Here is a 19,782-nt window from a genome sequence, read left to right on the forward strand (position 1 = left end):
GTCAGGCCACCTCGGTCTTCGGGGCGTGGCCGGTCGTGCGGACGACTCCGCGGGCGAGCAGGTCCGCCACGGCAGCGGCATCGAGGCCGAGCACGTCGCCCAGCACGTCGCGGGTGTGTTGACCGACCGCCGGGGCAGGACGAGGTGGCGCGCTGGCGCGGTCGACGTACACGGGTGAGCCGGGGGCGAGCAGGCGGCCGACGCCGGGCTGGTCGACGGTGCCGAAGAGCGGGTGGCTGCGGAGCACGGCCGCGTCGTCGGCGACCAGGTCGCCGAAGGTGCGGTACGGCGACCAGAGGATGCGGGTCTCTCCCAGGGCGGCGGTCACCTCCTCCTCGGTGTGCCGCTCGAACCACTCGGCGACCAGGCCGGCCAGCACGCCGCGGTGGCGGTAGCGGTCACCCTCGTCGTCGAAGTCGGCTGCGAGTGCCCCGGCCAGGGTGTCGATGACGTCGCCGAGCCCGGTCATCGACCGCAGGTCCGACCACTGGCGCGGGGTGAGCGCGACCAGCATGAAGCGGGCGCCGTCGCTGGTGACGAAGTCGCGACCGAACGTGCCGTAGACGTAGTTGCCGTCAGCGGTGCGCTCCGAGGACGGTTTCAGCATCGCATCGGCGAGGTAGCCGAGGTGCCCGGCGGCGGCGAGGGCGACGTCCTCGAGGGCGACCCGCACCTCGCTACCCCGGCCGGTGGCGGCGCGGCGGCGCTCGGCTGCGAGCAGCCCGACGGCGAGGTAGAGGCCGGCGGCGAGGTCCCATGCGGGGAGCAGGTGGTTGACCGGGGCGGCCTGGTCGGCCGGGCCGGTGACCAGCGGGAAGCCGGTGCCGGCCTGCACGGTGTAGTCGACCGCGGTGCCGCCGTCGTGCTTGCCGGTGAGCAGCACGGTGACCACGTCGGGTCGGCGCTCGCTCAACGCGGTGTGGGTGAGCTCGGGCCAGCGCTCGGTGTTGGTGACCAGGATTCCGGCCTCGGCGACCAGGTCCGCGATGAGGAGGCGCCCCTCGGCCGTGCCGAGGTCGACCTCGATGGCCTGCTTGCCTGGGTTCAGCCCGTTCCAGTAGAGGCTGGTGCCGTCGTCGGTGAGTGGCCAGCGGGTGCGGTCAGGTCCGCCGCCGATCGGCTCGACCCGGATCACCTCGGCACCGAGCTGGGCGAGGGTGAGTCCGCACAGCGGCGTGGCGACGAAGCTGGAGACCTCGACGATCCGCAGGCCGGCGAGCGGGCCGGCGAGCGGGCCGGTGGCTTGGCCGGCCGAGGCACCCGCGGGTGCCGGGTCCGGGCGGGGTTCAGTGGACGTCATCGAGAAGGGTCCTTTCGGGGCGGGACGGGACGCGGTCCGATCGGGCGGCGCCTGCGAGCAGCCAGGTGGCGGCGATCACCGCGACCGGTGCGCCGTACACGAGGAGGAGGCGGTCGGGCGCCCACGTGGCGGCCACCCAGGAGTAGCCGACCGCGAGACCGGCGAAGCGGAGCATGTTGGAGACGCCCAGGGCGGTGCCGTGGTCGGCTGCCGACGACGTCATCAGCACGTGCGCGGACGTGGCCTGCACGGCGCCGATGGCGCAGCCGGTGACTGCGAGGAGCGCGACGGCGAGCGGCAGGGAGTCGTGGTCGAGGGCGAACGCGAGGCCGAGGGAGAACAGTGCTGCGGCCAGCACGACGAGTCCGACGCGCATGGTGCGGACCGCGGTGAAGCGCTCCGAGAGGCGCGACGTCACCGGCGCGAACAGGGTCAGCGGGACGGCCAGCGACAGCATCATCAGGCCGATGTGGCCGGGCCCCAGCCCCACGTCGCGTCCGAGGTGGAGCGGCGTGGCGGTGATCGCGACGCCGAGCGCACACATGACGGTGCCGGCCGCCGCGGTGCCGGCCAGGAAGCGCGGGTCGGCGAGGTGGTCCGGGTCGACGAATGCCCTCTCGCTGCGGCGCGCGATCAGCACGTGCAACAGGAGGGCCAGCGCACCGACGATCACCAACGCGATGCCGACGACGGCACTGCGGTGCTGGCCGGCCCAGGCGAAGGCACCGACCAGGGCGCCGACTCCGGCGACCAGCGTCATCATCCCGGAGACGTGCAACGGGGTCGGCACGGCCGGGACCGAGGGCACCAGGGTCACCACGAGCACGAGCAGGACCAGGCTGAGCGAGGCGTGGGTGAGGAAGACCCAGCGCCAGCCCAGGGTGTCGGCGATCAGTCCACCCAGCGGCGGGCCGATCGCCTGGCCGACCCCGATCGCGGAGGCCCACGCGGCCATCACGCGGGCCCGGTTCTCCGGCCAGTGCCGACCGAGGACCTGCTGGACCGACGACGGGATGGCCGAGCACGCGACACCTTGAAGGGCCCGCATCAGCACGAGGTACCAGAGGTCCTGGGCCGCCGCGGCGCCCGCCCCGGCGATGACCATCAGCACCAGCGAGGCGCCGAGCACGAGCCGGGAACCGAAGCGCTGGCACATCCACCCGGCGACCGGGGAACACAGCACCATGGCCAGGGTGAAGGCGCTGACCGCGAACACGATGCCGCTGGCGCTGGCGTCGACCGCTTCCGCGATCACGTTGATCGGCGCGCTGATGATGGTGCTGGACAGGGTGCCGAGGGTCGAGCACGCCAGCAACGCCGCGTAGGCGTGGCGACGTGAGGAGTCCCGGCGGTGTGCGCTCATCGCAGGTAGAGCCGCACCGTGTCGATCTCCTCGCGGAGCAGGCGCACGTCCTCGACGGTGGGGCGCTCGGTCTCGCGCACGTCGTCCGCGACGACGATGTCCCACCCGGTGGCGGCGCGGACCTCGTCGACGGTGACGCCCGGGTGCACCTCGCTGACCTGCAGCTCGCCGAACTTGTCGGGACGGCGCAGCACGGCCAGCGGCGTGATCACGGTCGAGACGCCGTGGCCCGGAGGCACCATGCGCGGGTCCTCCTCGCGGGCCCGCACGGGGCTCGGCGAGGTGCAGAAGTCGACCTTCGCGGGCAGGGCGCCCGGGTCGTGGCGGCGGAGCACGACGATGCACTCGCCGGCGTTGGGCACGATCTCGGCGGCGCCGCCGGCTCCGGGCAGGCGCACGGTGGGCTTCTCCCAGTCACCGATGAAGGTGGTGTTGAGGCTGCCGAAGCGGTCGACCTGGGCGGCACCGAGGAAGCCGACGTCGACGTGGCCGCCCTGGAGCACGTAGCCGAAGAGCGCGTGCATGCTGAGCACTGCCTCCGCACCCGTGACCAGCACCGAGTCGGCGATGCCCTCGGCCAGGCCGTCGGGGTGGGCACCGCAGACACCGGACTCGTAGACCAGCTCGACGTTCGGGTTGACCGTGCGCAGGGCCAGGTCGACCGCCAGTGTGGGCAGGCCGACACCGGCGAAGACGCGGCGCAGGCCGACCAGCTGGCGGGCGGCGACGGTGGCCAGGAACTCGGTGCTGCCGGGTGCGACGTCTGAGTAGGTCATGCCCGCTCCCCCGTCTCGAGCTCGGACCAGCGTGAGGCGCCGAGTTTCGCCAAGTAGGTCTGGCGATCCGGGAGGTCGTGCACCCACTCGTCGAGCCAGGCCAGCAGCCGTGCGCGGTCGCGGCTGATCGGCTCCCAGTCGCGGTAGAAGTCGTTGTCGCGCACGTAGTGGTCGTGCGTGTACGACGGGTGCGCACCGCCGGGCACCGCGACCACGGCGTCCACGGCATGTGCGGGGAGCAGCGTGCGGTTCGGGTCGGCGCGGACCACCTCGTCCTCGACGATCTCCTCGACGGTGACGATCACCCGCGTGGCGGCGTACGCAGCTTCCTGCTGGGCGCCGGTGATGCCCCACATCTGCACGTTGCCGAGCCGGTCGGCCCGCTGGGCGTGCACGATGGTCACGTCCGGACGCAGCGGCGGGACCACGTAGATGTCGGGTCCGCCGAACGGGTCGGCGACCTTGCGGATGTTGGGGTTCAACTTCGGGAGGTCGCTGCCGGCGTACGACCGGAGGGGGAAGAACGGCAGGTTGGCCGCGCCGGCCTCGTAGCGGCAGAGCATGCCGTAGTGGCTGTACTCCTCGACCTCGAGCGGCTCCGGGTCGGCGCGCTCGATGCGTCGGCGCACCTCGTGCAGCGAGCCCGCGGAGCCGCTGGCGAAGAACGAGGCAACCAGCTTGCTCACGCAGCCTGCGGCGACGAGCTGGTCGTACATGATGTCGGGCGTCATGCGGCAGACGGTGAGGTCACGGCGGCCCTGGCGGATGATCTCGTGCGCGGCGGCGAACGGGATCAGGTGACCGAACCCCTCGAGGGCGATGGTCATGCCGTCGCGGACGTGCGCCGCGATCGCGGCCGGCAGGTCGGTCACCTTGTCGGTCACCTCGCCGGTCACCTTGGTCGCGATCGTCGCAGTCAACGCGGGCTCCTCGAGGCTCAGTGATGGGTGTCGAGTGCCAACGATGCCGCCGGAACGGTGCAGAACTCCAATACTTCTTGGGTGGCCCATTGATACCTGATCCGACATGAAAAACGTGAGACAGATATCGCAGACGGTTCCAAACCGCTGCATCATGGATGCCGTGGACGACACCCTCACCGACCCCGTCACCGCACCTGCCGTGACCCTGCAGGACCTTCTCGGGCTGCTCGATCTCGAGCGGCTCGGGTCGACCGACCGCACGGTCACCTGGCGGGGCCAGCCCCAGGCGCACCCCGAGGACCGCATGTTCGGAGGCCTGCTGCTGGCCCAGGCCCTGGTGGCTGCCGGACGCACGGCGCCGACCACCCAGCGGGCGATCAGCCTGCAGGCCGACTTCCTCGAGGGCGCGCCCACCGACCGGCCGATGACCTGGCGGGTAGACCTCGTCACCGACGCCAACTCGCTCAGCACACGACGCAGCACGCTGGTCGCCGACGACGGCGCCGAGCTGTTCACCGCCACCACCCGCTGGGCGACCACCCGCGAGGACCTGCCGTCCTTCTCGTCGGTGGCGCCGGCCGACGTGCCCGGCCCCGAGGCCCTGGCCGAGCTGGCCGAGCGCTACCCCGACGACCCGCGCATCCCCTCGTGGTGGCGGATCCGCCGTCCGGTGCACTTCCGGCACGTCGAGCCCCCGCCGTACGTCGCACCGGAGCCGACGACCGACCGCCAGACGGCGCACGTCCGCAGCACCGACCCACTGCCCGAGGACCCGGTGCTGCGTGCCGGCGTGGCGGCGTACGTCACTGACATGAGCCTGCTGGAGCCGGCCTTCCGTGCACTCGGCGCCGCCCGGCACGCGCCCGGGTCACGCATCCTCAGCCTGACCCACGGGCTGACCTTCCACCGCGAGCCCGACCTGTCGACCTGGCACCAGTTCGACTCCCGGGTCGGCGCGGTCGCCCATGGCCGCGCGTACGGCGTCGGGGAGCTCTTCGACGACCGGGGCCGGCACGTGCTCACCGCCACCCAGCTGGGCCTGGTCAAGACCGTCTCAACACCGACGCAGTAGAGGGGCCGGAATCAGTCGACGACCTCGACGGTGACCTCGGCGCGTTCGAGTCGGGCCAACTGTTCGACCGAAGCATCGAAGGTGCCCAGGGGGATGGTCTGGTCGGAGTATCCGACGCAATCAGCGTTGTAGAAGAAGCCCAGGCTCCCCCACGGGGCAAAGCAGATGAGGTCGCCGTTCCCCGGGTCGGAGCCGGGCGAGCCCTCGGTGTCGAGCTCCGGGGACAGGCGGCCGACCTTCTCCTTCCCCTCGAACTCCTCGAGCGTCAGGGCGAGAGGGAGCCTCGAGAGAAGATCGCGGACGGTGGGGTTGTCCTCGCTGATGGTGACATCGACCGAGGTGTCTTCCGAGGTGAAGCGGATGACCGTCCCCACGACCGCGGCGTCTCGAGCGCCTGTGCTGAGGTCGGGCCTCGGGCCTGTTGAAGAGGTCACGGAGACCGAGGAAGGCGTCGCACCGGACGATGCATCGCCGTCCGATGACCTGCATCCAGTGACGACACCGAGGGCCACCAACAGTGCAGCCGTGAACAGCCCTCGCCGAACGACGGCCATCTCAGAACGTTGCCGCATCGATGACGAAGCGGTAGCGAACGTCGGAGTCGAGGACTCGCTGGTAGGCGTCGTTGATCTCGCTGGCGGGGATGACCTCGATCTCTGCGCCGAGGCCGTGCTCGGCGCAGAAGTCGAGCATCTCCTGGGTCTCGCGGATGCCGCCGATCATGGAACCGGCGAAGGAACGGCGGCCCATGATCAAGGAGAACGCCTGCACAGGGAGCGGTTGTGCGGGCGCTCCGACGTTGACGAGGGCACCGTCGAGGGCAAGGAGTTGCAGGTAGGCGTTGATGTCGATGGAGGCGCTGACGGTGTTGACGATCAGGTCGAAGCTGCCGGCCAGGTCGGTGAACGTGTCCTCGTCGCTGGTGGCGTGGTAATGGTCGGCTCCCAGGCGGAGGCCGTCCTCCTGCTTCTTCAGCGACTGGGACAGGACGGTGACCTCGGCGCCCATGGCGTGGGCGAGCTGGACGCCCATGTGGCCGAGGCCTCCGAGCCCCACGATCGCGACCTTCTTGCCGGGTCCGGCGCCCCAGTGGCGCAGCGGGGAGTAGGTGGTGATGCCCGCGCACAGCAGCGGGGCTGCGACGTCCAGGTCAAGGCCGTCGGGGATGCGGAGAACGAACTTCTCCGTCACCACCACGTGCGTGGAGTAGCCGCCCTGGGTGATGGTCCCGTCACGGTCGACGATGCCGTAGGTGCCGGTGTTCCCGGCCAGGCAGTACTGCTCCTCCCCGGCTCGACAGTTGGCGCAGTCGCCGCAGGAGTTCACCATGCAACCCACTCCCACTCGGTCGCCGACAGCGTGCGCGGTGACGGCCGAGCCGACCTCGGTGACGATGCCGGCGATCTCATGGCCCGGCACCAGCGGGTAGGGCTGGGGACCCCAGTCTCCGCGGACCGTGTGGATGTCGGAGTGGCAGATGCCGGCGTACTTCACCTCGATCAGCACGTCGTACGGGCCGAGGTCTCGGCGCTCGATGGTGGTGGGCACGAGGCCGCCAGTGGCGGATCGAGCGGCATAGGCGTTGACGGTCACCATGGGTTCTCCTGTTCGGTGTTCAAGGGGTCTGTGGAGTGGAGTGGGAATTGGGCATGGCCGGTGACTCACGGCCTCATGGGGAACGCCGTACGGCGTCCGAGGAACGCCAGCGTCAGGGCAGTCAGGGCGAGCACGACCATGACGATCGGGAGGGCGATGCCGTCGAAGTTGCCGATGACGACGGCGCCGACCACGCCGGCGGCGAAGATGGCCAGGTTGAAGGCGACGCCGAGCATGGAGTTCGCGACATCGGCGTTGTCGCCACTGGCGATGCTGATGGCCGTCTGCAGTTGGGCTGCCGCGCCACCGAAGGCCAGCCCCCACAGGACGATCGCCATCAGGACTGCGACGACGGAGTGGTGGCCGACGATGAAGAGTGCGCCGGCGGCGATGAACAGAGCGATGCTGGTCAGGACCAAGGGCCGCAACGTGTGATCGATGACGGCGCCGGTGACGCCGATGCCGAGCAGGGCCGCGACGCCGAAGGTGACCAGCGCGACGTCCACGGAGAGGTCGAGTCCACCCGAGCTGAGATAGGCCGAGATGTAGGTGTAGACGATGTTGTGCGCGAGCATCCACGCCACGATCACGGCGAGGATCACCGCGACACCGGGAAGGTGCAGCACGCGGACCAGCGCGATCTGCGTGGTTGCGGCCTGGCCGGGTGCGTCGGGGATCAGGAGTGCGGCCAGAACCGCGGTGATCAGCGTCAGGACCGCCAGGGTTCCGAAGGACCAGCGCCAGTCGGATGTCGCGCCGAGCCACGAACCGAAGGGTGTTCCGACGGCCAGGCCCAGCGGCACTCCGATCGAGGCGATCGCCAGTGCCCTGCCGGTGTACCGGGGTGCGGTGATGCGCCGTGCGTACCCGGCGGTCATCCCCCAGACCAGGCCGGCGAACGCCCCACCCACGAACCGTGCGGCGAGGGAGAGGGCGATCTCACTGGAGAGCGCAGTCACGACGTTGGCGGCAAGGATCCCGAGGATGCCCACGATGAAGACCGGCTTGCGGCGCATCCCCCGGGTCAACGCAACCGCGGGGATCGCTGCGATCACCGTGCCCAGGGCAAAGGCGCTCACGAACTGCCCCGCGACTCCCTCACTGACGCTCAGCCCCACAGCGATCTGCGGCAACAGGCCCGCAGGCATGGTCTCGGTCGCGATGAGCAGGAATCCCATCAGTGCCATCACCAACAGGGCCGCCAGGGGAAGCCGGTCCCCGTCGTCGGTGGACGCCTCCGCCATGCGGTCGGACGTGGTGGTCTGGCAAGTCACGGAGCGGTTCCTCTCGGGTCAGCGGGTCTGTTGCATCCATGTCACCTGATCGGCGGACGCCGAGGAAGTCACGGTCGGAAGGTGTACCGACAGGGCACCCCACGAGGCCGGCAGCCGCCGTACCGTTGGCGGCATGGACAACCGAGCCGAGGTGCGTGAGTTCCTCACCAGCAGGCGAGCAAAGCTGACACCTCGCGACGTGGGCATGCCCGACGTGGGTCAGCGGCGAGTCCCCGGCTTGCGCCGCGGCGAAGTGGCTGCCCTGGCGGGGGTCAGCATCGAGTACTACTCCAAGCTCGAACGCGGCGCCCTGGCCGGCGTCAGCGCCTCGGTGCTCGACGCGATCTCGCGGGCACTGAAGCTTGAGGAGGCCGAGCGCGCTCACCTCTTCCACCTCGCGCAGGCTGCCGACGGCACCAGCGCGATCCTGCGCCCCCGTCGGCGTGCCAAGCGTGCCTGGACGGCACCGCCCACGCTCCAGTGGGTGTTGGACGCCTTCGCGAACGGTCCGGCGATCGTCCGCAACGGGCGGATGGATCTGCTCGCATCCAACGAACTCGGCCGCGCGATGCACGCCTCGCTCTACGAACGGGCCGGGACCGAGGTCCCCAACTTTGCCCGCTACACGTTCCTCGACGAGGACTCCCGACGGTTCTATCCCGACTGGGACACGGCCGCTGACACGTGCGTCTCGATCCTGCGCACCGAGGCAGGTCGGGATCCCCATGACAAGCACATGCACGACCTGGTCGGCGAACTCTCCACCTGCAGCGACGACTTCCGGCGACGATGGAGCAGCCACGACGTACGTCTGCACGGTTCCGGAACCAAGCAGTTCCACCACACGGTCGTCGGAGATCTCGATCTGGCCTACGAGAGCGTCGACATGGTCTCCGAACCCGGCCTCACGCTCACCTTGTACGCCGCCGAACCGGCCTCGCGAACCGCAGAGGCACTCGCACTGCTCGCCTCGTGGACCGCGCCAGCAGTGCCGACACGGAACAGCTGAGGATCGGCGTCACCACCGCTCCGGGGCCACGCTGAGCGACAACCCAGCTCAGGACCGCTCCGCACCCTCGGGCGTAGGCAGCGCCTCCTCCGAGGAGCGCAGCACCGCGAGCAGGGCCGGGTTGCGGTCCCCCTTGCGCCAGACCAGCTGTTGGTACGACGCCCGGTTGCCCTCCTGGAGCGGGATCACACCGATGCCGCGCTGGACGACGTTGGCGACCGCCGTGTCGAGGGTGAAGGTGATGCCGACCCCGGCCGCCACGAGCGCGATCACGGTCCACGAGTCGGGTGCGGTCTGCACGACGTTGGGCTGGAAGCCGGCCGCCTTGGCCAGGTCGAACATGCCGTCGCGCACGCTGGATCCGGGGTCGGCGGGCAGGGCGACGAACTGCTCGTCGCGCAGGTCGGCCATGGAAAGCCGTTTGCGTGAGGCGAAGCGGTGTCCGTGCGGGACGACGATCACGTAGCGCTCGGCCGCGATCGGGCGGTAGTCCACACCTTCGGGCTCGATGCGCCAGCGCGCGATCACGAGATCGAGCTCGCCGTCGACCAGGGAGCGCAGGGCCTCGTAGTTGTAGGTGGTGCTCCGCAGCGAGAGCTCGATGCCCGGGTGCTGCTCGCGCACGACCCGGCCCAGCTGGCCGACCAGCACGTGCGACGACGGGCCCGCGAAGCCGAGGCGGACCCGGCCGGTCTCGCCACGGCCGGCCGAGCGTACGGCGCGCTTGGCCACGCGCACTCCCTCGAGCACGTCGTTGGCCGGGCGCACCAGCGCCTCGCCGGCGGTGGTCAGGCGCACGCTGCGGGTGGTGCGCTCGAACAGCGGCGACCCCAGCTCACGCTCCAGCTGCTTGATCATGCGGCTCAGCGGCGGCTGGGCCATGTGCAACCGGTCGGCGGCCCGGCCGAAGTGCAGCTCGTCCGCGACCGCGAGAAAGGCCTCGAGGTGGTGCAGTTCCATCCGCCAACTATTGCGTCAGAAGCAATGATTGTCCACCGATTGGGTATTGGACGCGCAATAGACTCCTCGGCGATGCTGAGGGCATGACCTCACCGCTCCTGCCGCTCGACGGAATCACCGTGGTGGCCCTCGAACAGGCCGTCGCCGCGCCCCTCGCCACCCGGCACCTCGCCGACCTCGGCGCCCGGGTGATCAAGCTCGAGCGCATCGGTGAGGGTGACTTCGCCCGCCAGTACGACACGGCAGTCAACGGCCTGGCCTCGCACTTCGTGTGGCTCAACCGCGGCAAGGAGTCGGTCGCGCTCGACCTCAAGGACCCCGACGGCCTCGCCCTGGCCCGCGAGCTGATCGCCGGTGCCGACGTGTTCGTGCAGAACAACGCCCCGGGCGCCGCAGCCCGGCTCGGTCTCGACCTCCAGGAGCTGGCCGACGAGAACCCGCGCCTGGTCGTGGCCTCCATCTCCGGATACGGCACCGACGGACCCCTGCGTGACCGCAAGGCCTACGACATGCTGATCCAGGCCGAGTCGGGCCTGGTCTCCGTGACCGGCACTCCCGACACCGCGACCAAGACCGGCGTGCCCAGCTCCGACATCGCCGCCGGCCTCTACACCGCGCAGGCCGTGCTCGGCGCGCTGTTCCGTCGCGAGCGCACCGGCAAGGGCGGCGTGGTCGACATCTCGATGTTCGACGCCACCGTCGAGTGGCTCGGCCACCCGCTCTACATGCACCTCTACGGCGGCGTGCAGATCCCGCGCATGGGACTCAGCCACGCCTCGATCGCGCCGTACGACGCCTACCCCAGCTCCGACGGCCAGATCCTGATCGGCGTGCAGAACGACCGCGGCTGGCGCGCGCTGGTCACCCACGTCCTCGAGCTGCCCGAGCTCGCCGAGCACCCCGACTACGCCACGAACCCGCAGCGCGTCGCGAACCGCGCCGAGGTCGACCGGATCGTCGGCAAGGCGACCCGCGGCTTCACCACCGCAGAGCTCGACCGGCGCCTGGCCGAGGCCGGCGTCGCCGCCGCGCAGGTCAACGACATGGCCGGCCTCGCCAAGCACCCGCAGCTCTCCGAGCGCGACCGCTGGCGCACGGTCGAGACGCCGTCCGGCCCGGTCGACGCGGTCCTGCCGCCGACCACGTTCCGCGACGTCGAGCTGCCGATGGGTCCGATCCCGGCGTTGGGCGAGCACACGGCCGCCGTGCTCACCGAGCTCGGCCGTGACGACGTCGCCATCGCCAAGCTCGCCGCCACCGGCGTCATCGGCCTCGCCTGACTGCCACTCCCCTCACGACCTCCACCGAACGAGCCCCCAGGAGTCCCCATGGAACCCGACGAATTCGCCTTCGTCCTCGACGCCGTCCGCACCTTCATCCGCAAGGACGTGGTCGCGGCCGAGGACGAGATCGAGGAGAGCGACCGTATCCCCGACCGCCTGCGCGACAAGGCCAAGGCGATGGGGCTGTTCGGCTACATGATTCCCACCGAGTACGGCGGCCTGGGCATGTCGGAGCTCGAGGACGTGCGGCTGGCGATGGAGTTCGGTTGGACCACGCCGAGCTTCCGGTCGATGTTCGGCACCAACAACGGCATCGCCGGGCAGGTCCTGGTCAACGCTGGCACCGAGGCCCAGAAGGAGCGCTGGCTGCCCGGGTTGGCCAGCGGCGACCTGGTGGCGTCGTTCGCGCTCACCGAGCCCGAGGCAGGCTCCGACCCCAGCGGCCTGCGCACCAAGGCGGTCCGCGAGGGCGACGACTACGTCATCTCCGGCCAGAAGCGCTTCATCACCAACGCGATGTACGCCGACCTGCTGATGGTCTTCGCACGCACCGGTGACGTCACTGACGGCACGAAGGGCATCTCGGTGTTCGTCGTACCCACTGACACACCGGGCGTCACCGTCGGGCCGAAGGACGCCAAGATGGGCCAGCGCGGCGCGGCCACCTCCGAGGTGTTCTTCGACAACGCGCGCGTGCCGGTCGGCAACCTGGTCGGCGAGGTCGAGGGCGAGGGCTTCGGCACCGCCATGCGGTCGCTGGTCAAGGGCCGGATCCACATCGCCGCGATGTCGGTCGGACTCTCCAAGCGCCTGATCCACGAGAGCCTCAAGCACGCCACCACCAACACCCAGGGCGGCACGAAGCTGGCCGACTTCCAGCTGGTGCAGGCGATGCTCGCCGACAGCGAGGCCGAGTCGTTCGCCGGCGAGTGCATGGTGCTCGAGGCGGCCCGCCGCTACGACGACGAGTCCGACCGGCGCATCGCACCGTCGAGCGCGAAGCTGTTCTGCACCGAGATGGTCGACCGGGTCGCCGACCGGGCCGTCCAGATCCACGGCGGCATGGGCTACATGAGCGAGGTCCCGGTGTCGCGGTTCTACCGTGACGCCCGCCTGTTCCGGCTCTACGAGGGCACCAGCGAGATCCAGAAGCTGATCATCGCCAAGCAGATGATCCGGGCCTTCGAGGCATGAGCGCCCCCACCAGCCCTGGCCTCCTGGTCGAGGACCACGGCCCGGTCCGCGTCCTGACCCTCAACCGCCCCGAGCGCCGCAACGCCGTCGACCTCGACGACCGTGCCACGCTGCTCGACGCGCTCGTGCTCGCGGAGCGGGAGTCACGCGCGATCGTGCTCACCGGTGCCGCCCCGATGTTCTGCTCCGGCGGTGACATCGGCTCGATGACGACGGACCCGGAGATCAGCCGCCGCCGACTCGAACTGGTCAACGCGATCGCCCGACAGATGGTCACCTCGGCGACACCGATCGTCGCGGCCGTCGAGGGCGGTGCCTTCGGCCTCGGCCTGGCCCTGGCCTGCGCCTGCGATCTCGTGGTCGCCTCCGAGTCGGCCCGGTTCGCCGCGTCGTTCGCGAAGATCGGGCTGGCCCCCGACACCGGCCTGCTCTGGTCGCTCCCCCAGCGGGTGGGGCCGGCGCTGACCCGACGGATGGTGCTGACCGCCTGCACCCTCGATGCTCCCGCCGCCCTTGCCTGCGGCCTGGTCGACGAGCTGGTCGACGACAGCACGGTCCTCGACAGGGCGCTCGTCCTGGCCGGCGAGCTCGCCACGAAGTCCGCACCGGCGCTCGCCGGCGTACGCCGCATCCTCGCCCAGCCCGACCAGACCCTCGAGGGCATCCTGACAGCGGAGGCCGAGGTGCAGATGAGTCTCTTCTCAACCCCTGAGTTCGCCGAGGGCCGCGCCGCCTTCTTCGAGCGCCGTCCCGCGGACTTCGCGGGCGCTGCCGCGTCCCCCGTCTCGGTCGAGGTGTTGTCATGACGGCACCGGCGCCCCGCCTGCGCACCAGGTTCACCGAGCTCTTCGGTGTCGAGCACCCGATCATCCAGGGCGGCATGCAGTGGGTCGGCCGCGCCGGGCTCGTCGCCGCCGTGGCCGAGTCGGGGGCACTGGGCTTCCTCACCGCGCTGACCCAGCCCACGCCCGAGGACCTGGTCAAGGAGATCCTCCGCACCCGCGACCTCACCGACCGGCCGTTCGGGGTGAACCTGACCATCCTGCCGACGATCAACCCGCCGCCGTACGCCGAGTACCGGCAGGCGATCATCGAGTCCGGTGTACGCATCGTCGAGACCGCCGGCAGCATGCCCGCCGAGCACCTCGAGGTGTTCCGGCCGGCCGGCGTGAAGGTGATCCACAAGTGCACGAGCGTGCGACACGCGCTCAAGGCCGAGGCCCTCGGCGTCGACGCGGTCAGCATCGACGGCTTCGAGTGCGCCGGCCACCCCGGCGAGGACGACATCCCCGGACTCGTGCTGATCCCCGCCGCCACGCGAGCACTGTCGATCCCCGTGGTCGCCTCGGGCGGCTTCGCGGACGCCCGAGGCCTGGTCGCCGCGCTCGCGCTGGGCGCCGACGGCGTCAACATGGGCACCCGCTTCCTCTGCACCGAGGAGGCGCCGGTGCACCGCCGGATCAAGGAGCAGATCGTCGCTGCCACCGAGCACGACACCGAGCTGATCTTCCGGCCGCTGCGCAACACCGCCCGGGTGGCCCGCAACGCGGTCAGCCAGGAGGTCGTACGCCGACTCGACGCCGGCGCGGAGTTCGCCGAGGTGCGCGAGCTGGTGGCCGGCGTACGCGGTCGGTCGGTCTACGAGAACGGCGACCCCGAGGCCGGCATCTGGAGCGTCGGCATGTGCCAGGGCCTGATCGACGACATCCCCACCGTCGACGCCCTGGTCAGCCGGATCGTCGCCGAGGCCGTCGACCTCATCGCCGGTAGGTTGGCCAGCGCGGTCAGCTGATCCGAGGCCGAGTCCGCCGCACGGCTCCGCGTCGCGAACTGCGGCAGTTGGCGCCTCTCGTGCGGTCGCTCGAGCGGAACCGCGGACGCCGCACGAGCGAACTGCCGCAGTTCGCGACAGGTTCTCCCTGCTCGGGGACGCAACGCCCCCAGCGAAAGGATCAGGCCTGCAGTGGACCGGCCCAACGCCAGTGCTTGTCAGGTCCGAAGTACTCCACACGGTTGACGCCGTCCGCGGTCTCTTCCTCGATGCGGGCCCACTCGAGAGCTGCGGCGTGGTCTGGATGGTCGCCCTCGGCCACGACCTGGCCGAGGGCGTCAAGGAAGCGGTAGCTCACCATGGCCCACACGATTCACTCTTGTGCCGGCTCCACCGGTCTCAAGTTGAGACGAAGGCCGTCAGCCCTACTCGGACCCCCCGATCCAGCTCATCGCCATTGATGGTGGGGACGGAGTGGAAGGACGACGTTCGCGGCGGCCCTCATCACGCGTGCGGGTTCACCAGCACCTTGGTGTGACTGCTCTTGCCCGAGTCGAGCTCCTCGAGGAGGTCGCCGAGTTCGGACAGGCTGACGGTGCCGGTGTGCAGCGGGGCAACGTCGATCCTCTTCTCGGCGATCAACCGGATGGTCGCGACGAAATCGTCGTGGTTGTAGGCCAGGGAGCCGATGACGGTCAGCTCGCGGACCTGCCAGTCGCCGTAGCTCACCGTCGAGGTGTCCAGCGGGAAGCCGAGCAGGGCAAGCGTGCCGCCGCGGCGTACGAGTTCGGCGGACGGCTGCAGTAGTGCGGCGACGCCCGTGCATTCGTAGAGCACGTCGGCGCCACGGCCGTCGGTCATGGCCTCCACGCGAGCCTTCAGCTCGCTCGGGTCCACCACATCGGTGAATCCGAGACCGGTGGCCATGTCGCGACGCGCGGACGAGGGCTCGGAGACGATGACGTGGCCGGCACCGGCGTTGCGTGCGTTCTGCGCGGTCAACAGTCCGATCGGGCCGGCTCCCTGGACAACGACGATGGCGCCGGGGGCCGCGGCGACCCGGCGTACGGCGTGGAAGGTGACGGTGGCGGGCTCGACCAGGGCAGCCTCGATGTCGGTGACCTCGTCCGGGACCGGGATGAGCCGGCGGGCCGAGACATGCACCTGACCGGCGAAGGCGCCGTGCTCGGGGGCATCCGGGTCGACGCCATTTGCTTCGGCGAAGGCGGTGTCGCACTGGCGCGTGTGTCCGGCGATGCACTGGGAGCAGGTGCCGCAGGCCGGTCCGACACCGCCGACGACGCGCTGGCCGACGTCGAGTCCGGTCACTCCGTCTCCGACGGCGCTCACGCGTCCGGTCCACTCGTGGCCGAACACGGCCGGGGGCAGCATGTGCCCGTCGGTGTAGCCGTGGACGTCGGTGCCACAGACGCCGGTGTAGGTGATGTCAACGATCGCGCGGCCCGGCTCAGGCAGGGTGAGCGTCTCGTTCGACTCGTGCAGTGTGCGGGGTCCGGTGACGGTCACCACCGGGTGTGCCTTGGGCGTGCCGCTCTCGTTCACTGCGCCGGCCATGGCTCCACTCCTTCGGTTCGCAGGGCTGTGCGCCCATTTGGTTGAATGTTCAACAATCATACCCGGCAACCCCAGCGATGGACCCTGCTGGTCGATCAGGCCAGGCGCGTCGGGAAGCCGCCGGTCGCGATGGGACCCCACGTGGTGGGCGTGATGCGCAGCAGCGACTTGCCCTGGTCGAGCATCGCCTGGCGGTATTCGGCCCAGTCGGAATGCTCACCGGCAATGTTGCGGAAGTACTCGACGAAGGCGTCCAGGGCTTCGTCGCCTTCGGTGGCGTCGAGGACCTCGCACGTTCCTGAGACCTGCACCCAGGCTCCGTTCCACTCGTCGGAGACCACCACCACGGAGACGTCGGGACGTCGTCGCACGTTGCGGGTCTTGGCGCGCTCGGGGTAGCTGGCGATCACCAGCCGGCCGGAGTCGTCGACGCCGCCGGACACCGGCGAGGCCTGCACGCCCCCGTCGGCTCGTTGGGTGATCAGAAGCATGTGGTGGCGCGGGCGGACGAACTCGAGCAGTCCGTCGAGGTCGACCTTGGTGTTGGTGGCGATCGTGCGGGCCATGGTCGCTCCGTTCGGGGAGGGGAACGTGTCACCTCAACCCTAGTGCGCCCGGCCCAAGGGTTGAGGCCCGCGCGAGCGGGTGCGCGGTGAGCCCACCGCTCCCCCTCCCGCATGTAACGCGCTGTCCATGACGGTGTGCACCCCGCTGGCGGGGTGTGAGGTGGCGACAGGGGCGCGGTGGTGCCGGTGTACGGCGGCTCCTGTTGTTTGGTGTGGGCTAGAACGTCCGCCAGGCGAGGGCGACGAGGGTGCAGACCAGGCCGGCCAACCCCAGCGGCAGGACCGTGGCGAGGGTCGTCCATTTCACCGATCGCGTCTCCCGCCAGATCGTCAACATCGTCGTGCTGCACGGGTTGTGGAGCAGGCAGAAGAGCATCAGGTTCACCGCCGTCAGCAGGGTCCACCCTCCGATGTCGACCAGCACGGTGCCGGCTTGGGCGTCGGAGAGGTTGACCATCACCCCGGCGGCTGCGTCGGCGGCCGCACCGGTGGTGTGGCCGAGGGTGAGGGTGAGCATCAGGATGGTCGGGATGACGATCTCGTTGGCGGGGATGGCGACCAGGTAGGCGAGCAGGATGATCCCGTTGAGGCCGAGCACCCACCCGGCGGGTTCGAGGCCGGTCACGAGGTGCGCGGCCAGGCTGGTGCCGCCGAGGTGGAGGTTGCCGAGCAGCCAGATCACCGCACCGGCCGGGGCGGCCATCACCAGTGCCCGGCGTAGCACCTTGTAGGTGCGGTCGATCATGCTGGTGTAGATGGTGCGCCAGACCTGGGGTGGCCGGTAGGGCGGCAGCTCGAGGGAGTAGACCGAGGTCTCGCCCCGCAGCACGGTGCGGGACAGGGCCCATGACACGGCGAGGGTGGTGAGGATGCCGAGTACGGCGACGAGGACCACGCTTGCGGCGGCGAGGACCCCGGCGAGGGCGGGTGGTGCGAGGGAGCCGATGAAGATCGTGCCCATCAGGATCAGGGTGGGCCATCTGCCGTTGCAGACGCTGAAGTTGTTGGTGATGATCGCGATCAGTCGCTCGCGGGGGCTGTCGATGATGCGGGTGGCCGTCACGCCGGCGGCGTTGCAGCCGTAGCCCATCATCATCGTGAGGGACTGCTTGCCGTGGGCGCCGGCGCCGGCGAAGAGGCGGTCGAGGTTGAACGCCACGCGGGGCAGGTAGCCGAAGTCCTCCAGGAGGGTGAAGAGCGGGAAGAAGATCGCCATCGGGGGCAGCATCACCGCCACCACCCAGGCCGTGCCCAGGTACACCCCGTCGACCAGGAGGCCGGTGACCCACCAGGGCGAGCCGACCACCGCGAACCCGGCGCGGAGCCAGGTGTGGCCGTGGTCGACGAGCAGCACGTAGAGCAGGTCCGAGGGGACCGCGGCACCGGCGATGGTGAACCAGAAGACCCCGAAGAACAGTGCCCCCATCACCACGAAGCCCCACACCCGGTGGGTCAACGCCCGGTCGAGGACCTGGTCGAACGCCGGACGCCTCGTGGCACCGTCCTCCCCGGCGGTCGAGACACTGGCGCGTGCGATCCGGGCCGCGTCGTCGAAGATCGAGGTCACCACACCGTCACCGAAGTCCTCCGGCAGGGTGCGCCGTAGACGGGCCGCGGTCTCCAGCACCGAATCCCTGCTCATGAGGCCAGCCGTCCGGTCTGCTGGCGGGCCAGCTCGCCGAGGGTGCCGTCCTGGACGGCGCGCTCGATGCCGGGGTCGCCCTCGAGGAGCCGCAACGCCACCCAGCGCGCGTTGGCGATGCCGGGGAACTCCTCGCGCAGCTGGTCGGCCAGCTCGTCGACGGCCCGCGAGACGTCCGGCTCGAACTTCTGCTTGCGCAACCGCCGCCCCGATCCATGACCGTGCCCGTGCCCGGGTGCGTGTCCGGGTGTGTGCCCGTGTGGGTGTGTGTGTGCGGGTGCCGATTCGGCGATCGCGGCCAGCAGCTCCGACATGCCCTCGCCCCGTCGCGCCACCATCGGCACTGCCGGTACGCCGAGTGCCCGGGTCAGGTGGCGTACGTCGATCTCGACGCCATGCCGCCTCGCCTCGTCCATCAGGTTGAGGGCCACCACGACCCGGTCGGTGACCTGCAGGATCTGCAGCACCAGGTTGAGGTTGCGTTCCAGCCGGGTCGCATCGACCACGACCACGGTCACGTCGGGGTCCCCGAAGAGGAGGAAGTCGCGTGCCACCTCCTCGTCGCTGCTGGTGGAGAGCAGCGAGTAGGCGCCGGGCAGGTCGACCACCTTGAACCCACGGTCACCGAACCCGTAGGAGCCCTCGGCCCGGGTGACCGTCGTACCGGGCCAGTTGCCCACGTGCTGCCGCAGGCCGGTCAACGCGTTGAAGACCGTGCTCTTGCCGGTGTTGGGGTTGCCGGCCAACGCGACCACCACGTCGGCATCGCCGGCAGCCACGCCGAACCTCTTGAGGTTCGCGACACCGTGCAGGGCGCAGGTTCCACAGGCCGGACCGGCGGCCCCGGGAGACTCGTTCGGCATCGGCAGATCGACGTTCATCGCTCGCCCCACAGGACGACATGGATGCCACGGGCCTGCACCCGACGCAGGGCGATCACGGTGTCCCGGACCCGGTACGCCGTCGGATCCCCCAGAGGACTGGTGCCCTCGGCAGTCACCTCAACACCCGGCAACACCCCGAGGTCCATCAACCGACGCCGCGCCGCACCGCTCGCATCGAGACCAGTCACCATCGCCCGCCCCGACCGGGGCAACTCGTCGAGGGTCATCGCCGCACCTCAGAGGGAACCAGGGCCCTGTCGCCGGCCCGGTCGGGCTCCGGGTCGCCGAGGGCCGCCCTGGCGTGCTCCATCCCGTGCTCGGTCAGGGTCACCCACCCGTTGCCCCCGGCCTCCACGAGACCGTGCTCGTGGAGGCCACGCAGGGTGACCCTGGCCGCAGCGCTCGAGGTGCCGACGCGTACGGCGATCGCCGCGACGGTGGCCCTTTCACGAACGTCGGCGAGGGCGAAGACCGCCGAGAGGAACGCGGCGAACCCCTGCTCCAGCTCGGGGTCGCAGCAGGTCCCCCGGTCGACGGCCGACCGGTCGTGGGAGGTGGACACCATCGTCATGCCGTGACCCTAGGGTGATCCAC

Annotated in this window: 21 protein-coding genes; 6 read left to right on the plus strand and 15 right to left on the minus strand. The window is 70.4% G+C overall.

Annotated elements, in window-relative coordinates; genetic code table 11:
- Position 1: 1 nt before the first annotated feature.
- From ASD30_RS24380 to ASD30_RS24395, 4 genes are read right to left on the minus strand one after another with little or no spacing between them, the layout of a single operon-like run.
- A complete protein-coding gene (locus ASD30_RS24380) occupies positions 2 to 1,300 on the minus strand; it encodes a CoA transferase (RefSeq protein WP_082564153.1) in 1,299 nt (432 codons plus the stop codon).
- On the minus strand, positions 1,287 to 2,663 hold the full coding sequence (locus ASD30_RS24385) for an MFS transporter (protein WP_056688489.1): 1,377 nt from the start codon (positions 2,661 to 2,663) through the stop codon (positions 1,287 to 1,289). Before ASD30_RS24385 ends, ASD30_RS24380 begins: the two co-directional genes overlap by 14 nt.
- Entirely contained in the window at positions 2,660 to 3,439 is a 780-nt protein-coding gene (locus ASD30_RS24390; RefSeq protein ID WP_056688492.1) for a CoA-transferase subunit beta, read from the minus strand. The genes ASD30_RS24385 and ASD30_RS24390 overlap by 4 nt, the downstream gene beginning before the upstream one ends.
- Complete coding sequence (locus ASD30_RS24395; RefSeq protein WP_200951243.1) at positions 3,436 to 4,359, minus strand: CoA transferase subunit A; 924 nt, start codon at positions 4,357 to 4,359, stop codon at positions 3,436 to 3,438. Before ASD30_RS24395 ends, ASD30_RS24390 begins: the two co-directional genes overlap by 4 nt.
- Before the next feature lie 163 nt (positions 4,360 to 4,522).
- Between ASD30_RS24395 and ASD30_RS24400 the strand changes: the two genes are divergently transcribed.
- Positions 4,523 to 5,434, plus strand: a complete 912-nt coding sequence (locus tag ASD30_RS24400) for an acyl-CoA thioesterase (RefSeq protein ID WP_200951244.1) — start codon at positions 4,523 to 4,525, stop codon at positions 5,432 to 5,434.
- Positions 5,435 to 5,445: 11 nt separating this feature from the next.
- Here ASD30_RS24400 and ASD30_RS24405 read toward each other — a convergent pair whose 3' ends face one another.
- From ASD30_RS24405 to ASD30_RS24415, 3 genes are all read right to left on the minus strand, one after another.
- Positions 5,446 to 5,808: a cyclophilin-like fold protein gene (locus ASD30_RS24405; RefSeq protein WP_200951245.1), complete on the minus strand. Its 363-nt coding sequence runs from the start codon at positions 5,806 to 5,808 to the stop codon at positions 5,446 to 5,448.
- Positions 5,809 to 5,989: 181 nt separating this feature from the next.
- Positions 5,990 to 7,030: an NAD(P)-dependent alcohol dehydrogenase gene (locus tag ASD30_RS24410; protein WP_056688501.1), complete on the minus strand. Its 1,041-nt coding sequence runs from the start codon at positions 7,028 to 7,030 to the stop codon at positions 5,990 to 5,992.
- A gap of 65 nt (positions 7,031 to 7,095) precedes the next feature.
- A complete protein-coding gene (locus ASD30_RS24415) occupies positions 7,096 to 8,304 on the minus strand; it encodes an MFS transporter (RefSeq protein ID WP_200951246.1) in 1,209 nt (402 codons plus the stop codon).
- A gap of 133 nt (positions 8,305 to 8,437) precedes the next feature.
- Between ASD30_RS24415 and ASD30_RS24420 the strand changes: the two genes are divergently transcribed.
- On the plus strand, positions 8,438 to 9,313 hold the full coding sequence (locus ASD30_RS24420) for a helix-turn-helix transcriptional regulator (RefSeq protein ID WP_056688504.1): 876 nt from the start codon (positions 8,438 to 8,440) through the stop codon (positions 9,311 to 9,313).
- 48 nt (positions 9,314 to 9,361) lie between these two features.
- Here ASD30_RS24420 and ASD30_RS24425 read toward each other — a convergent pair whose 3' ends face one another.
- Positions 9,362 to 10,273, minus strand: a complete 912-nt coding sequence (locus tag ASD30_RS24425) for a LysR family transcriptional regulator (RefSeq protein WP_056688506.1) — start codon at positions 10,271 to 10,273, stop codon at positions 9,362 to 9,364.
- Between the two features lie 83 nt (positions 10,274 to 10,356).
- On the opposite strand from ASD30_RS24425, the gene ASD30_RS24430 reads away from it, so the two are divergent.
- Genes ASD30_RS24430 through ASD30_RS24445 form a run of 4 tightly spaced genes read left to right on the plus strand, consistent with a single transcriptional unit; the run spans position 10,357 to position 14,542 of the window.
- Positions 10,357 to 11,553 (plus strand): CaiB/BaiF CoA transferase family protein, encoded by a 1,197-nt coding sequence (locus ASD30_RS24430; protein ID WP_056688509.1) that lies wholly within the window; start codon positions 10,357 to 10,359, stop codon positions 11,551 to 11,553.
- A 48-nt stretch (positions 11,554 to 11,601) separates the two neighbouring features.
- A complete protein-coding gene (locus ASD30_RS24435; protein ID WP_056688512.1) occupies positions 11,602 to 12,750 on the plus strand; it encodes an acyl-CoA dehydrogenase family protein in 1,149 nt (382 codons plus the stop codon).
- Positions 12,747 to 13,556: an enoyl-CoA hydratase/isomerase family protein gene (locus tag ASD30_RS24440; protein ID WP_056688515.1), complete on the plus strand. Its 810-nt coding sequence runs from the start codon at positions 12,747 to 12,749 to the stop codon at positions 13,554 to 13,556. The genes ASD30_RS24435 and ASD30_RS24440 overlap by 4 nt, the downstream gene beginning before the upstream one ends.
- A complete protein-coding gene (locus ASD30_RS24445) occupies positions 13,553 to 14,542 on the plus strand; it encodes an NAD(P)H-dependent flavin oxidoreductase (RefSeq protein ID WP_056688517.1) in 990 nt (329 codons plus the stop codon). The genes ASD30_RS24440 and ASD30_RS24445 overlap by 4 nt, the downstream gene beginning before the upstream one ends.
- Before the next feature lie 160 nt (positions 14,543 to 14,702).
- Here the strand turns inward: ASD30_RS24445 and ASD30_RS24450 are convergent, their stop codons facing one another.
- The 7 genes from ASD30_RS24450 to ASD30_RS24480 form a co-directional block, all read right to left on the minus strand.
- Complete coding sequence (locus tag ASD30_RS24450) at positions 14,703 to 14,882, minus strand: hypothetical protein (RefSeq protein WP_056688520.1); 180 nt, start codon at positions 14,880 to 14,882, stop codon at positions 14,703 to 14,705.
- Between the two features lie 143 nt (positions 14,883 to 15,025).
- Positions 15,026 to 16,096, minus strand: coding sequence for a zinc-dependent alcohol dehydrogenase (locus ASD30_RS24455; RefSeq protein ID WP_056688523.1), 1,071 nt, complete (start codon positions 16,094 to 16,096; stop codon positions 15,026 to 15,028).
- A 95-nt stretch (positions 16,097 to 16,191) separates the two neighbouring features.
- The gene (locus ASD30_RS24460; RefSeq protein WP_056688526.1) at positions 16,192 to 16,662 is read right to left on the minus strand and encodes a TIGR03618 family F420-dependent PPOX class oxidoreductase; all 471 of its coding nucleotides are present in this window, start codon (positions 16,660 to 16,662) and stop codon (positions 16,192 to 16,194) included.
- 217 nt (positions 16,663 to 16,879) lie between these two features.
- On the minus strand, positions 16,880 to 18,304 hold the full coding sequence (locus tag ASD30_RS27320) for a nucleoside recognition domain-containing protein (RefSeq protein WP_056688529.1): 1,425 nt from the start codon (positions 18,302 to 18,304) through the stop codon (positions 16,880 to 16,882).
- Positions 18,301 to 19,185, minus strand: coding sequence for a FeoB small GTPase domain-containing protein (locus ASD30_RS27325; protein ID WP_200951247.1), 885 nt, complete (start codon positions 19,183 to 19,185; stop codon positions 18,301 to 18,303). Before ASD30_RS27325 ends, ASD30_RS27320 begins: the two co-directional genes overlap by 4 nt.
- Positions 19,182 to 19,415, minus strand: a complete 234-nt coding sequence (locus ASD30_RS24475) for a FeoA family protein (RefSeq protein WP_056688532.1) — start codon at positions 19,413 to 19,415, stop codon at positions 19,182 to 19,184. The genes ASD30_RS27325 and ASD30_RS24475 overlap by 4 nt, the downstream gene beginning before the upstream one ends.
- Positions 19,412 to 19,759 carry a hypothetical protein gene (locus ASD30_RS24480; protein ID WP_056688535.1) on the minus strand — a complete coding sequence of 116 codons (348 nt, stop codon included), beginning with the start codon at positions 19,757 to 19,759 and terminating at the stop codon, positions 19,412 to 19,414. The genes ASD30_RS24475 and ASD30_RS24480 overlap by 4 nt, the downstream gene beginning before the upstream one ends.
- Between the last annotated feature and the right edge of the window lie 23 nt (positions 19,760 to 19,782).

Origin of the sequence: Nocardioides sp. Root140, from assembly GCF_001426745.1 — a bacterium.
Lineage (GTDB): Bacteria > Actinomycetota > Actinomycetes > Propionibacteriales > Nocardioidaceae > Nocardioides.

Bases quoted from the DNA above. Each gene is read 5' to 3' on its own strand.
- ASD30_RS24455 (WP_056688523.1), bottom strand. From the start codon at position 16,096: ATGGCCGGCGCAGTGAACGAGAGCGGCACGCCCAAGGCACACCCGGTG.
- ASD30_RS24445 (WP_056688517.1), top strand. From the start codon at position 13,553: ATGACGGCACCGGCGCCCCGCCTGCGCACCAGGTTCACCGAGCTCTTC.
- ASD30_RS24435 (WP_056688512.1), top strand. From the start codon at position 11,602: ATGGAACCCGACGAATTCGCCTTCGTCCTCGACGCCGTCCGCACCTTC.
- ASD30_RS24460 (WP_056688526.1), bottom strand. From the start codon at position 16,662: ATGGCCCGCACGATCGCCACCAACACCAAGGTCGACCTCGACGGACTG.
- ASD30_RS24425 (WP_056688506.1), bottom strand. From the start codon at position 10,273: ATGGAACTGCACCACCTCGAGGCCTTTCTCGCGGTCGCGGACGAGCTG.
- ASD30_RS24430 (WP_056688509.1), top strand. From the start codon at position 10,357: ATGACCTCACCGCTCCTGCCGCTCGACGGAATCACCGTGGTGGCCCTC.
- ASD30_RS24380 (WP_082564153.1), bottom strand. From the start codon at position 1,300: ATGACGTCCACTGAACCCCGCCCGGACCCGGCACCCGCGGGTGCCTCG.
- ASD30_RS24390 (WP_056688492.1), bottom strand. From the start codon at position 3,439: ATGACCTACTCAGACGTCGCACCCGGCAGCACCGAGTTCCTGGCCACC.
- ASD30_RS24420 (WP_056688504.1), top strand. From the start codon at position 8,438: ATGGACAACCGAGCCGAGGTGCGTGAGTTCCTCACCAGCAGGCGAGCA.
- ASD30_RS27325 (WP_200951247.1), bottom strand. From the start codon at position 19,185: ATGAACGTCGATCTGCCGATGCCGAACGAGTCTCCCGGGGCCGCCGGT.
- ASD30_RS24475 (WP_056688532.1), bottom strand. From the start codon at position 19,415: ATGACCCTCGACGAGTTGCCCCGGTCGGGGCGGGCGATGGTGACTGGT.
- ASD30_RS24450 (WP_056688520.1), bottom strand. From the start codon at position 14,882: ATGGTGAGCTACCGCTTCCTTGACGCCCTCGGCCAGGTCGTGGCCGAG.
- ASD30_RS24385 (WP_056688489.1), bottom strand. From the start codon at position 2,663: ATGAGCGCACACCGCCGGGACTCCTCACGTCGCCACGCCTACGCGGCG.
- ASD30_RS24440 (WP_056688515.1), top strand. From the start codon at position 12,747: ATGAGCGCCCCCACCAGCCCTGGCCTCCTGGTCGAGGACCACGGCCCG.
- ASD30_RS24410 (WP_056688501.1), bottom strand. From the start codon at position 7,030: ATGGTGACCGTCAACGCCTATGCCGCTCGATCCGCCACTGGCGGCCTC.
- ASD30_RS24480 (WP_056688535.1), bottom strand. From the start codon at position 19,759: ATGACGATGGTGTCCACCTCCCACGACCGGTCGGCCGTCGACCGGGGG.
- ASD30_RS27320 (WP_056688529.1), bottom strand. From the start codon at position 18,304: ATGAGCAGGGATTCGGTGCTGGAGACCGCGGCCCGTCTACGGCGCACC.